Annotated in this window: 11 protein-coding genes; 6 read left to right on the plus strand and 5 right to left on the minus strand. The window is 68.2% G+C overall.

Features of this window, described 5'->3' with window-relative positions:
* The first annotated feature begins 61 nt into the window (after positions 1-61).
* From ACFQ7F_RS41770 to pgi, 5 genes are all read left to right on the plus strand, one after another.
* Positions 62-1,273 carry a phosphoglycerate kinase gene (locus ACFQ7F_RS41770; RefSeq protein WP_383283345.1) on the plus strand — a complete coding sequence of 404 codons (1,212 nt, stop codon included), beginning with the start codon at positions 62-64 and terminating at the stop codon, positions 1,271-1,273.
* A 6-nt stretch (positions 1,274-1,279) separates the two neighbouring features.
* On the plus strand, positions 1,280-2,056 hold the full coding sequence (gene tpiA, locus ACFQ7F_RS41775; RefSeq protein WP_383283348.1) for a triose-phosphate isomerase: 777 nt from the start codon (positions 1,280-1,282) through the stop codon (positions 2,054-2,056).
* Positions 2,057-2,180: 124 nt separating this feature from the next.
* Positions 2,181-2,411: a preprotein translocase subunit SecG gene (gene secG / locus ACFQ7F_RS41780; RefSeq protein WP_383283369.1), complete on the plus strand. Its 231-nt coding sequence runs from the start codon at positions 2,181-2,183 to the stop codon at positions 2,409-2,411.
* 193 nt (positions 2,412-2,604) lie between these two features.
* Positions 2,605-2,940, plus strand: a complete 336-nt coding sequence (locus tag ACFQ7F_RS41785; RefSeq protein ID WP_078077905.1) for an RNA polymerase-binding protein RbpA — start codon at positions 2,605-2,607, stop codon at positions 2,938-2,940.
* Positions 2,941-3,118: 178 nt separating this feature from the next.
* Complete coding sequence (gene pgi / locus ACFQ7F_RS41790) at positions 3,119-4,771, plus strand: glucose-6-phosphate isomerase (protein ID WP_383283351.1); 1,653 nt, start codon at positions 3,119-3,121, stop codon at positions 4,769-4,771.
* 65 nt (positions 4,772-4,836) lie between these two features.
* On the opposite strand, the gene pgl is transcribed toward pgi, so the two are convergent.
* From pgl to tkt, 5 genes are read right to left on the minus strand one after another with little or no spacing between them, the layout of a single operon-like run.
* Complete coding sequence (gene pgl / locus ACFQ7F_RS41795) at positions 4,837-5,616, minus strand: 6-phosphogluconolactonase (protein ID WP_383283354.1); 780 nt, start codon at positions 5,614-5,616, stop codon at positions 4,837-4,839.
* Positions 5,613-6,641, minus strand: coding sequence for a glucose-6-phosphate dehydrogenase assembly protein OpcA (gene opcA / locus ACFQ7F_RS41800; protein WP_383283357.1), 1,029 nt, complete (start codon positions 6,639-6,641; stop codon positions 5,613-5,615). The genes pgl and opcA overlap by 4 nt, the downstream gene beginning before the upstream one ends.
* Positions 6,638-8,161, minus strand: a complete 1,524-nt coding sequence (zwf, locus tag ACFQ7F_RS41805) for a glucose-6-phosphate dehydrogenase (protein WP_383283360.1) — start codon at positions 8,159-8,161, stop codon at positions 6,638-6,640. Before zwf ends, opcA begins: the two co-directional genes overlap by 4 nt.
* A 5-nt stretch (positions 8,162-8,166) precedes the next feature.
* Positions 8,167-9,285, minus strand: a complete 1,119-nt coding sequence (gene tal, locus ACFQ7F_RS41810) for a transaldolase (protein WP_383283363.1) — start codon at positions 9,283-9,285, stop codon at positions 8,167-8,169.
* 35 nt (positions 9,286-9,320) lie between these two features.
* Positions 9,321-11,414, minus strand: coding sequence for a transketolase (gene tkt / locus ACFQ7F_RS41815; protein WP_383283366.1), 2,094 nt, complete (start codon positions 11,412-11,414; stop codon positions 9,321-9,323).
* 388 nt (positions 11,415-11,802) lie between these two features.
* On the opposite strand from tkt, the gene ACFQ7F_RS41820 reads away from it, so the two are divergent.
* A complete protein-coding gene (locus ACFQ7F_RS41820; protein WP_383283372.1) occupies positions 11,803-12,756 on the plus strand; it encodes a heme o synthase in 954 nt (317 codons plus the stop codon).
* Positions 12,757-12,799: the final 43 nt, after the last annotated feature.

A 12,799-nucleotide genomic window follows, 5' to 3' on the forward strand; every position in this document is an offset into this window, starting at 1 on the left:
CTGCGTGGTCCGGACCCTGTTGCACGTCATCAGCCCTCTTAAGGAGTCCTGGAGTCCAGCCATGAAGACGATCGACGAACTTCTCGCCGAAGGGGTCGAAGGCAAGCGGGTCTTCGTCCGCGCCGACCTCAATGTGCCGCTCGCCGACGGCACCATCACCGACGACGGCCGGATCCGCGCCGTCCTGCCGACCGTCACCAAGCTCGCCGGTGCGGGCGCCAAGGTGATCGTCGCCTCGCACCTGGGCCGCCCCAAGGGCGCCCCGGACCCGGTGTTCTCGCTGCTTCCCGCCGCCGAGCGCCTCGGTGAACTCCTCGGCAAGCCCGTGGCGTTCGCCCAGGACACCGTCGGCCCCGCCGCGCACGACGCGGTGGACGGTCTCGAGCCCGGCCAGGTCGCCGTCATCGAGAACCTCCGCTTCAACGCGGGCGAGACCAGCAAGGACGACACCGAGCGAGGCGAGTTCGCCGACCAGCTGGCCGCCCTCGCCGATGTCTACGTGGGCGACGGCTTCGGCGCCGTGCACCGCAAGCACGCCTCCGTGTACGACCTTCCGGCGCGTCTTCCGCACTACGCGGGCTACCTCATCGCCACCGAGGTCGGCGTCCTCAAGAAGCTCACCGAGGACGTCAAGCGCCCGTACGTCGTCGCGCTCGGCGGCGCCAAGGTCTCCGACAAGCTGGCCGTCATCGACCAGCTGCTCGGCAAGGCCGACCGTCTCCTGATCGGCGGCGGCATGGCGTACACCTTCCTCAAGGCCCAGGGCCACGAGGTCGGCTCCTCCCTCCTCCAGGAGGACCAGGTCCCGGTCGTCAAGGAGTACATCAAGCGCGCACAGGAGAAGGGCGTCGAGCTGGTCCTCCCCGTCGACGTGCTGGTCTCCCCCGAGTTCCCGGACCTGAAGACCAAGGCCCCGTCCCACCCCACCACGGTCGCCGCGGACGCCATCCCGGCCGGCCAGGGGGGTCTCGACATCGGCCCCGAGAGCTGCAAGCTCTACGCCTCGAAGCTCGCCGACGCGGCCACCGTCTTCTGGAACGGGCCGATGGGCGTCTTCGAGCACCCCGACTACGCCGAGGGCACCAAGGCGGTCGCCCAGGCTCTCCTCGACTCCGAGGCCTTCACGGTCGTCGGCGGTGGCGACTCCGCCGCCGCCGTCCGGATCCTGGGTTTCGACGAGAACGCATTCGGCCACATTTCCACCGGCGGTGGCGCCTCCCTCGAATACCTCGAGGGCAAGACGCTCCCCGGCCTCGCCGCACTGGAGAACTGACACCTGATGACTACGCGTACCCCGCTGATGGCGGGCAACTGGAAGATGAACCTCAACCACCTCGAGGCCATCGCGCACGTCCAGAAGCTCGCCTTCGCCCTTGCCGACAAGGACTACGACGCCGTCGAGGTCGCCGTCCTGCCCCCCTTCACCGACCTGCGTTCGGTGCAGACCCTGGTCGACGGCGACAAGCTCAAGATCAAGTACGGCGCCCAGGACATCTCGGCGCACGACGCCGGTGCGTACACCGGCGAGATCTCGGGCCCGATGCTCTCCAAGCTGAAGTGCACGTACGTGGCCGTGGGCCACTCCGAGCGCCGTCAGTACCACGACGAGAGCGACGAGATCTGCAACGGCAAGGTGAAGGCCGCCTACAAGCACGGCCTGACCCCGATCCTCTGCATCGGCGAGGGCCTGGACATCCGCGAGGCCGGCCAGCAGATCGAGTACACGCTCGCCCAGCTCGACGGCGGTCTCAAGGACGTGCCGGCCGAGCAGGTCGAGTCCATCGTCATCGCGTACGAGCCGGTGTGGGCCATCGGCACCGGCAAGGTCGCGACCCCCGAGGACGCCCAGGAGGTCTGCGGTGCGATCCGCGGCCGCCTCGCCGAGCTGTACTCGCAGGAGCTCGCCGACAAGGTGCGCATCCAGTACGGCGGCTCCGTGAAGTCCGGCAACGTGGCCGCGATCATGGCGCAGCCCGACGTCGACGGTGCCCTCATCGGTGGTGCGGCGCTCGACACGGACGAGTTCGTCAAGATCGTCCGGTTCCGCGACCAGTGAGTATGCGGTAGCGCCGATACGTCGTACCCTTGCGGGGGCCGGGCGGCTTCTCATCCAGAGGCACCGGCCCCCGTCGTCGATAGAGAATCGATTCAGATCCGAGGAAGTTGGTCCAGCCGTGGTTATGGGGTTCTCGATCGCCCTGATCGTCTTCAGCCTGCTGATGATGCTGCTGGTGCTGATGCACAAGGGCAAGGGCGGCGGTCTTTCCGACATGTTCGGTGGCGGCATGCAGTCGTCCGTCGGCGGTTCGTCCGTCGCCGAGCGCAACCTCGACCGCATCACTGTCGTGGTCGGTCTTTGCTGGTTCGCGTGCATCGTCGTGCTCGGCCTGTTGATGAAGGTGAACAACTGACCGCGGAAGCGGCTTGATTGCTACCTTGCTAAAGCTTCGCTTAAAGCCCCATGTACGGTGCGCGCCTCAAAACGCGGATTATCATGGGGCTTGCGTGTCGGGGTGAGGGTGTAACTCCGAACACTGGACGCGCGTTGGGCCTTACGTAGACTGAGGCGCCCGCAGCAGCACCATCACGCAGGGAGTTACGACCGTGGCAAGTGGCAACGCGATCCGTGGAAGTCGGGTCGGGGCGGGGCCGATGGGCGAGGCCGAGCGCGGTGAGTCCGCGCCGCGACTGCGCATCTCCTTCTGGTGCTCCAACGGACACGAGACGGTGCCCAGCTTCGCCAGCGACGCGCAGGTTCCCGATACTTGGGACTGCCCCCGCTGCGGCTTCCCCGCCGGTCAGGACCGGGACAACCCGCCGGACCCGCCCCGCACCGAGCCGTACAAGACGCACCTGGCGTACGTACGGGAACGGCGCAGCGACGCGGACGGCGAGGCGATTCTCGCGGAGGCGCTTGCCAAACTGCGGGGCGAGATCTAGAGCGTATGAAGGCCGGACATCGGACGATGTCCGGCCGCTGTGCTTTTCGCGTGGCGTTTACCGGCGCGTGTCCGGACAGACAGCTTCAGAGATCTCATATCGGGCCCTGATCAATTAGGTTGGAACGTGCAGCGGGGCAAGGTACGTACACAGGTACGAGAGAAGGCTGAAGTCCGAGATGAACGCAGAAAGCCGCGCCAGGCTCAACCAGACGCCCGAATGGGCGGCGCTCAGCAAGCACCGGGAGCAGCTGGGGGAGGTGCAGCTGCGTGAGCTTTTCGCCAAGGATCCGGCGCGCGGCACCGGCTACACGCTCCAGGTCGGTGACCTGCACATCGACTACTCCAAGCACCTCGTCACCGACGAGACACTGACGCTCCTGCGCGAGCTTGCCGCGGCCACCGACGTCTTCGGTCTGCGGGACGCCATGTTCCGCGGCGAGAAGATCAACACCACCGAGGACCGCGCCGTCCTGCACACCGCGCTGCGCGCCCCGCGCGACGCGGTGGTCGAGGTCGACGGCGAGAACGTGGTGCCCGCCGTGCACGCCGTGCTCGACAAGATGGCCGTCTTCGCGAACAAGGTCCGCTCCGGCGAGTGGACCGGGCACACCGGCAAGCGCATCAAGAACATCGTCAACGTCGGCATCGGCGGCTCGGACCTCGGCCCCGCGATGGCGTACGAGACGCTCCGGTCCTTCACCGACCGCGATCTCACCGTGCGCTTCGTGTCGAACGTCGACGGCGCCGACCTGCACGAGGCCGTGCGGGACCTGGACCCGGCCGAGACGCTGTTCATCATCGCATCGAAGACGTTCACCACGATCGAGACGATCACGAACGCGACCTCCGCGCGCGACTGGCTCCTGACCGGCCTGCGCGCCGACCAGAGCGCGGTCGCCAAGCACTTCGTGGCCCTGTCGACGAACGCCGAGAAGGTCTCCGACTTCGGTATCGACACGGCCAACATGTTTGAGTTCTGGGACTGGGTCGGCGGTCGCTACTCGTTCGACTCCGCGATCGGTCTCTCGCTGATGATCGCCGTCGGCCCGGACGCCTTCCGGGAGATGCTCGACGGCTTCCACCTCGTCGACGAGCACTTCCGTAACGAGCCCGCCGAGTCCAACGTGCCGCTGCTTCTTGGCCTGTTGGGCATCTGGTACGGCAACTTCCACGACGCCCAGTCGCACGCCGTCCTGCCCTATTCGCACTACCTCTCCAAGTTCACCGCCTACCTCCAGCAGCTGGACATGGAGTCCAACGGCAAGTCCGTCGACCGTGACGGCGAGCCGGTCGACTGGCAGACGGGTCCGGTGGTCTGGGGCACGCCGGGCACCAACGGACAGCACGCGTACTACCAACTCATCCACCAGGGCACGAAGTTGATCCCGGCCGACTTCATCGGCTTCGCCGAGCCCGTCGCCGATCTGCTGCCCGGCCTCGTCGCCCAGCACGACCTCCTGATGGCCAACTTCTTCGCGCAGACGCAGGCGTTGGCCTTCGGCAAGACGCCCGAAGAGGTGCGGGCCGAAGGTGCGCCGGACGAACTCGTCCCGCACAAGACGTTCCAGGGCAACCACCCGACGACGACGATCCTCGCCAAGGAACTGACGCCGTCGGTTCTCGGTCAACTCATCGCGCTCTACGAACACAAGGTGTTCGTGCAGGGCGCCGTGTGGAACATCGACTCCTTCGACCAGTGGGGCGTCGAGCTCGGCAAGGTGCTCGCCAAGCGCATCGAGCCCGCCCTGACCGAGGGCGCGGACGTGCCGGACCTCGACGGGTCGACGACGGCGCTTGTCGCCAAGTACCGCACCCTGCGCGGGCGTTGAGCCACTGAAACATCAAGGCCCGGCCCGCCGAGAGGCGGACCGGGCCTTGATGCTGTGCGAGCCGTTCAGGGAGAGGACGGCGGATACAGATCGCGCGGCAGCTGCGAGGCCGCCGCGGAGTCGAGCAGCCACAGCGTCCGCGACCTGCCGTACGCGCCCGCCGCGGGCGCCTGTACCTCGCCCGCGCCCGACAGGGCGATCGCCGCGGCGTTCGCCTTGTCCTCGCCGGCCGCGAGCAGCCACACCTCACGTGCCGCCCGGATCGCCGGGAGCGTGAGCGTGATGCGTACGGGCGGCGGCTTGGGCGCGCCGTGCACGCCGACCACCGTCCGCTCGCTCTCGCGGACCGCGGGCAACTCCGGGAAGAGCGAGGCGACATGGGTGTCCGGGCCGACGCCGAGCATCAGTACGTCGAACGTCGGCACCGGACCATGGTCCTCGGGCCCCGCAGCCGCGGTCAGCTCGGCCGCGTAGATTCCGGCCGCCGCGTCCACCTCGTACGCGCCGTCCGACGCGGGCATCGGATGCACCCGGGCCGGGTTCAGGGGCACCGAGTCGAGCAGTGCCTCCTTGGCCTGGGTGTAGTTGCGCTCCGGGTCGCCGTCCGGCAGGAAGCGCTCGTCGCCCCACCACAGATCCAGGCGCGACCAGTCGATCGCGTCCTTGGCCGGGGACGAACTCAGCGCCGCAAGGAGGCCGTTGCCGTTGCGGCCACCGGTGAGGACCACCGACGCGTAGCCGCGGGCGGCCTGCGCATCGACGATCTTCGTGATGAGGCGGGCCGCCGCGGCCTGCGCCATCAGCTCCTTGTCGCGGTGGACGACCAGCTGCGGGGCCGCGGTCACTTCGCCGCCGCCTTCTTGGCCGGTGCCTTCTTCGCGGGGGCCGTCTTCTTGGCCGCCTCGGCGGGCTCCTCCACCTCAGGAACCGTCGTCTGCTCCGCCGACTCGCCCAGGCGGTCCACGCCGTACCTCAGCGCGGACGCGTAGGTGTCGTCCGGGTCGAGGCGGCGCAGCTCCTCGGCGATCAGCTCGGCCGTCTCGCGGCGCTTGAGCGCCACCGCACGGTCGGGCTGCCCCTGGATGGAGAGCGTGGCGAGCGAGCCGTCGGCCCGGCCGAGCACGATGGGACCGCAGTCGGTGTCCATGCGTACGCCGGTGAGGCCCGGGCCCGCGGAGAGCGAGCGCTTCACGGGGACGGAGAGCCGGTCCGCGAGCCACATGGCGAGCAGCTCACAGCTCGGGTTGAACTCCTCGCCCTCCACCTCGACGGAGGTGACCCTGCAGGTGACCTGGTCGAGAGCGGCCGCGAGCATCGAGCGCCACGGGGTGATCCGGGTCCAGGACAGGTCCGTGTCGCCGGGGTGGTAGGCCTCGGCGCGCGCGGTCAGCTCGTGGATCGGCTGCTCGGCGGCGTACGTGTCCGTGACGCGGCGCTGGGCGAGCGCGCCGAGCGGGTCCTTGGCCGGGTTGAGCGGCGCGTTGACCGGCCACCACACGACCACGGGGGCGTCGGGAAGCAGCAGCGGCAGGACGACCGACTGGGCGTGGTTGATGACCTCGCCGTAGAGACGCAGGACCACTGTCTCGCCGGTGCCCGCGTCCGCGCCGACCCGTACCTCGGCGTCGAGGCGCGACGTCGTGCGGTCGCGGGGGGAGCGCGCGGCGCGCTTGATGACGACCAGCGTGCGCGAGGGGTGCTCGCGGGACGCTTCGTTGGCCGACTTCAGGGCGTCGTAGGCGTTCTCCTCGTCGGTGACGATGACGAGGGTGAGCACCATGCCGACTGCCGGGGTGCCGATCGCCCTGCGCCCCTTGACGAGGGCCTTGTTGATCTTGCTGGACGTAGAGTCCGTAAGGTCGATCTTCATGGGCGACGCCAGCTCCGTCCGTCTCGTGCGAGCATTTCGTCCGCCTCGGACGGGCCCCAGGTCCCGGACGGGTACTGCGCGGGCTTGCCGTGCTTGTCCCAGTACTCCTCGATCGGGTCGAGGATGTTCCAGGAGAGCTCGACCTCCTCCGTGCGCGGGAAGAGGTTGGCGTCGCCGAGCAGGACGTCCAGGATCAGGCGCTCGTACGCCTCCGGGCTGGACTCGGTGAAGGACTCGCCGTAGGCGAAGTCCATCGACACGTCGCGGATCTCCATCGAGGTGCCGGGCACCTTGGAGCCGAACCGGACCGTGATGCCCTCGTCGGGCTGGACGCGGATGACGATCGCGTTCTGGCCCAGTTCCTCCGTCGCCGTGTGGTCGAAGGGGGAGTGGGGAGCGCGCTGGAAGACGACCGCGATCTCCGTGACGCGTCGGCCGAGGCGCTTGCCGGTGCGCAGGTAGAACGGGACGCCCGCCCAGCGGCGGTTGTCCACCTCCAGCTTGATGGCCGCGTAGGTGTCGGTCTTCGACTTGGGGTCGATGCCCTCTTCCTGGAGGTAGCCGACGGCCTTCTCGCCGCCCTGCCACCCCGCGGCGTACTGCCCGCGGACCGTGCTCTCGCCGAGGTCCTTGGGCAGCCGCACGGCGCCCAGGACCTTCGCCTTCTCGGCCACCAGCGCGTTCGCGTCGAAGGAGGCGGGCTCCTCCATCGCGGTCAGCGCCATCAGCTGGAGCAGGTGGTTCTGGATGACGTCACGGGCGGCGCCGATGCCGTCGTAGTAGCCGGCGCGGCCGCCGATGCCGATGTCCTCGGCCATCGTGATCTGGATGTGGTCCACGTACGACCGGTTCCAGATCGGCTCGAACATCTGGTTGGCGAAGCGGAGCGCCAGGATGTTCTGGACGGTCTCCTTGCCGAGGTAGTGGTCGATCCGGAACACCTGGTCCGGGTCGAACACCTCGTGCACGATCGAGTTGAGGTCCTTGGCGGACGCCAGGTCGTGCCCGAAGGGCTTCTCGATGACCGCGCGGCGCCAGGATCCGGCCGGGGCGTCCGCGAGCTCGTGCTTCTTGAGCTGCTGGACGACCTGCGGGAAGAACTTCGGCGGCACGGAGAGGTAGAAGGCGAAGTTGCCGCCCGTGCCCTGTGCCTTGTCGAGGTCCTGGATGGTGGCCTTGAGCTGCTCGAACGCGGCGTCGTCGTCGAAGTTGCCCTGGACGAAGCGCATCCCCTGGATGAGCTGCTGCCAGACCTCTTCGCGGAACGGCGTACGCGAGTGCTGCTTGACCGCGTCGTGGACGACCTGGGCGAAGTCCTCGTCCTCCCAGTCGCGGCGGGCGAAGCCGATGAGCGAGAAGCCCGGCGGCAACAGGCCTCGGTTGGCGAGGTCGTAGACAGCGGGCATCAACTTTTTACGGGACAAATCGCCCGTGACGCCAAAGATGACCAGGCCCGACGGCCCCGCGATACGCGGGAGCCGTCGGTCTGCGGCGTCACGCAGCGGATTGCTGCTTGACAAAGTGGTCAGCCCTTCGAGGGAGCGAGGCGCTTGAGCTCGGCCTCGGTCGACTTGAGCAGGTCGTTCCAGGAGGCCTCGAACTTCTCGACGCCTTCGTCCTCCAGCAGCTGCACGACCTCGTCGTACGAGATGCCGAGCTTCTCGACGGCCTCGATCTCGGCGCGCGCGGTGTCGTACGTCCCCGCGATGGTGTTGCCGGTGATCTGGCCGTGGTCGGCGGTGGCCTCCAGGGTCGCCTCCGGCATGGTGTTCACCGTGTTCGGCGCGACCAGGTCGTCGACGTACAGGGTGTCCTTGTACGCCGGGTCCTTGACACCGGTGGAGGCCCACAGCGGACGCTGCTTGTTGGCCTGCGCCTTGTCGAGCGCGGCCCAGCGGTCGGAGGAGAAGACCTCTTCGTACGCCTCGTACGCCAGACGGGCGTTGGCGAGGGCGGCCTTGCCCTTGGCGGCCTTGGCCTCGTCCGTGCCGATGCCGTCGAGACGCTTGTCGATCTCGGTGTCCACGCGGGACACGAAGAAGGACGCCACCGAGTGGATCGTGGAGAGGTCGAGGCCCGCGGCCTTCGCCTTCTCCAGGCCCGCCACGAACGCGTCCATGACCTCGCGGTAGCGCTCGAGCGAGAAGATCAGCGTCACGTTCACGCTGATGCCCCTGCCGATGACCTCGGTGATCGCGGGCAGGCCCGCCTTCGTCGCCGGGATCTTGATGAGCGTGTTCGGGCGGTCCACCAGCCACGCGAGCTGCTTGGCCTCGGCGACCGTCGCCTGGGTGTTGTGCGCCAGGCGCGGGTCGACCTCGATCGACACACGGCCGTCCTGGCCGTTCGTCGCGTCGAAGACCGGGCGCAGGATGTCGGCGGCGTCACGGACGTCCGCCGTCGTGATCATGCGGATGGCCTCTTCGACGGTGACCCCGCGGGCGGCGAGGTCGGTGAGCTGCTGGTCGTAACCGTCGCCCTGCGAGATGGCCTTCTGGAAGATCGACGGGTTCGTCGTGACGCCCACGACGTGGCTCTGGTCGATCAGCTCGGCGAGGTTGCCGGACGTGATCCGCTTGCGCGACAGGTCGTCCAGCCAGATCGCGACGCCTTCGTCGGAAAGGCGCTTGAGTGCGTCTGTCATGAGGATTACATCTCCTACTAGGTCGTATGTCGGCGTCAGCGCTGAGCGGCGTCGATCGATTCCCGGGCGGCGGATGCCACGTGATCGGCGGTGAAGCCGAACTCACGGAAGAGCACCTTGGCGTCGGCCGAGGCACCGAAGTGCTCCAGCGAGACGATGCGCCCGGCGTCGCCCACGAAGCGGTGCCAGGTCAGGCCGATGCCCGCCTCGACCGCCACGCGCGCCTTGACGGACGGCGGAATGACGCTGTCGCGGTACCCCTGGTCCTGCGCTTCGAACCATTCGACGCACGGCATCGAGACGACACGGGTGGGAACACCCGCGGCCTGGAGCTGCTCGCGCGCCTCGACGGCGAGCTGCACCTCGGAGCCGGTGCCGATGAGGACGACCTCGGGCTTGCCGCCGTCGGCATCGAACAGGACGTAACCGCCCTTGACCGCGCCCTCGGTGACCTCGCGGTCGTACGTCGGCACGCCCTGACGGGTCAGCGCGAGGCCGTGCGGGGCGCCCTTGCCGAACTCCTTCGTGTAGCGCTTGAGGATCTCGCGCCACACGACGGCGGTTTCGTTCGCGTCCGCGGGGCGGACCACGTTCAGGCCCGGGATGGCGCGCAGCGAAGCCAGGTGCTCGACCGGCTGGTGCGTCGGGCCGTCCTCGCCGAGACCGACGGAGTCGTGCGTCCACACGTACGTCACCGGGAGGTGCATCAGCGCGGAGAGACGGACGGCGTTGCGCATGTAGTCGGAGAACACCAGGAAGGTGCCGCCGAAGATGCGGGTGTTGCCGTGCAGCGCGATGCCGTTCATCTCCGCGGCCATGGCGTGCTCGCGGATACCGAAGTGGACCGTACGGCCGTACGGGTCGGCCTCCGGCAGCGGGTTGCCCGCGGGGAGGAACGACGACGTCTTGTCGATCGTGGTGTTGTTCGAGCCCGCGAGGTCGGCGGAGCCGCCCCACAGCTCGGGGACCACCGCGCCGAGCGCCTGCAGGACCTTGCCGGACGCGGCACGCGTCGCGACACCCTTGCCCGCCTCGAAGACCGGGAGCTTCTCCTCCCAGCCCTGCGGCAGCTCGCCCGCGGCGATGCGGTCGAACTCGGCGGCGCGCTCGGACTCGGCGGTGCGCCAGGACGCGAAGTCCTTCGCCCACTCGGTCTTGGCGTCACTGCCGCGGTCCAGGGCCGCACGGGTGTGCGCGAGGACCTCGTCAGAGACCTCGAAGGTCTGCTCCGGGTCGAAGCCGAGGACGCGCTTGGTGGCCGCGACCTCTTCGTCACCGAGCGCCGAGCCGTGCGCGGCCTCGGTGTTCTGCGCGTTCGGCGCGGGCCAGGCGATGATCGAGCGCATGGCGATGAAGGAGGGGCGCTCCGTCTCCGCCTTCGCGGCCTGGATCGCGCGGTAGAGGGCGGCCGGGTCGAGGTCGCCGTCCTCCTTGGGCTCCACGCGCTGGACGTGCCAGCCGTAGGCCTCGTACCGCTTCATGGTGTCTTCGGAGACCGCGGTCTCGGTGTCGCCCTCGATGGAGATGTGGTTGTCGTCCCACAGCAGTACGAGGTTGCCGAGCTTCTGGTGCCCGGCCAGGGACGACGCCTCGCTGGAGATGCCCTCCTGGAGGCAGCCGTCACCGGCGATCGCGAAGATGTAGTGGTCGAACGGCGACTCGCCGGCGGCGGTCTGCGGGTCGAACAGGCCACGCTCGTAACGGGCGGCCATCGCCATGCCCACGGCGTTCGCGACGCCCTGGCCGAGCGGCCCCGTCGTCGTCTCCACGCCCGTGGTGTGCCCGTACTCCGGGTGTCCCGGGGTCTTCGAACCCCAGGTGCGGAACGCCTTCAGATCATCGAGCTCCAGGCCGAAACCGGCCAGGTAGAGCTGGATGTAGAGGGTCAGGGACGAGTGGCCCGCGGAAAGAACGAACCGGTCGCGCCCGGTCCACTCGGCGTCCGCGGGGTCGTGCCGCATCACCTTCTGGAAGAGCGTGTACGCGGCAGGCGCGAGGCTCATGGCCGTACCAGGATGGCCGTTGCCGACCTTCTGTACGGCGTCCATGGCCAGGACGCGGGCAGTATCAACAGCCCGCTGGTCCAGTTCGGTCCACTCGAGGTCTGTGGTGGTCGGCTTGGTGCTCACCCTGAGTCAGGGCTCCTCTCCACATGTCGAATGCCGGCGATGTAGATCTCACCGGCCGATGTCGAGCCTACCGCTGTAAAGACGTGCATTTTTTCGAGTGATTCCAGACTGCGGGGGTGCGCCGGGATCCGCCTCTCGAAAGGGATCCGTGGTGTTCACCATGTGATCCGAAAGCCGCTCATCTGGACTCTCAGAACGAGTGCCGCACCGCTCATCTGAATGGGTGTCGGGCCGAGTTTCGGGCGGCTCAACACGCCGCTCAACACGACCCCACCCCCGCGAAGGGCGAGGTATGGGCAACGTCTACAGTGGCGTGGTACGCGTGAGCCTTTACCGGATCTTCATTTCTGAACGTCCGACGCGGCTCGCTGGGAAGTCTCTGTCAGGGGTGTGCGTGACGGCCGTTGAATCCCGTCCAGCGGGAGCAATTGGGACGAGCTCTAGCCCAAGCCACCGGCCGCTCGGGGCCCGTGTCATGGCGTTCGTGGCGTTGACCAAGCCGCGAATCATCGAACTCCTCCTGATCACCACCGTTCCGGTGATGTTCCTCGCCGAACAGGGGGTGCCCGACCTGTGGCTGGTCTTCGTGACCTGCCTCGGCGGCTACCTGTCGGCGGGTGGAGCCAACGCGCTCAACATGTACATCGACCGTGACATCGACGCCCTCATGGACCGCACGTCCCAGAGGCCCCTGGTCACGGGCATGGTCAGCCCCCGCGAGTGCCTCGTCTTCGGCATCGCGCTCGCGATCGCCTCCACGCTGCTTTTCGGACTCGTCGTCAACTGGCTGTCCGCCTGGCTCGCCCTCGGTGCCCTGCTCTTCTACGTGGTCGTCTACACGATGATCCTCAAGCGCCGCACCTCGCAGAACATCGTCTGGGGCGGCATCGCGGGCTGCATGCCGGTCCTCATCGGCTGGTCCGCGGTCACCGACTCCGTGTCGTGGGCGCCGGTCATCCTCTTCCTCGTCATGTTCTTCTGGACGCCGCCGCACTACTGGCCGCTGTCCATGAAGGTCAAGGACGACTACGCCCGCGTGGGCGTGCCGATGCTGCCGGTCGTCGCGTCGAACAAGGTGGTCGCGCGTCAGATCGTCCTCTACAGCTGGGTGATGGTCGCCGTCTCGCTGCTGCTCCAGCCGCTCGGTTACACCGGCTGGTTCTACACGGTGGTGGCCTTCGTGACCGGCGGCTGGTGGCTGTGGGAGGCGCACGGCCTGCAGAACCGCGCCAAGGCGGAGGCCACGGGCGGCAAGCTCAAGGAGATGCGGCTCTTCCACTGGTCGATCACCTACGTCTCGCTGCTGTTCGTGGCGGTCGCGGTGGACCCCTTCCTTCGCTGAGCGTCCAGACTTCGCCGACGGGCGGGGCACGTGGTGTTGAACG

It is taken from the genome of Streptomyces sp. NPDC056486, assembly GCF_042795295.1.
Lineage (GTDB): Bacteria > Actinomycetota > Actinomycetes > Streptomycetales > Streptomycetaceae > Streptomyces.

Bases quoted from the DNA above. Each gene is read 5' to 3' on its own strand.
- ACFQ7F_RS41770 (WP_383283345.1), top strand. From the start codon at position 62: ATGAAGACGATCGACGAACTTCTCGCCGAAGGGGTCGAAGGCAAGCGG.
- tpiA (WP_383283348.1), top strand. From the start codon at position 1,280: ATGACTACGCGTACCCCGCTGATGGCGGGCAACTGGAAGATGAACCTC.
- secG (WP_383283369.1), top strand. From the start codon at position 2,181: ATGGGGTTCTCGATCGCCCTGATCGTCTTCAGCCTGCTGATGATGCTG.
- pgi (WP_383283351.1), top strand. From the start codon at position 3,119: ATGAACGCAGAAAGCCGCGCCAGGCTCAACCAGACGCCCGAATGGGCG.
- opcA (WP_383283357.1), bottom strand. From the start codon at position 6,641: ATGAAGATCGACCTTACGGACTCTACGTCCAGCAAGATCAACAAGGCC.
- tal (WP_383283363.1), bottom strand. From the start codon at position 9,285: ATGACAGACGCACTCAAGCGCCTTTCCGACGAAGGCGTCGCGATCTGG.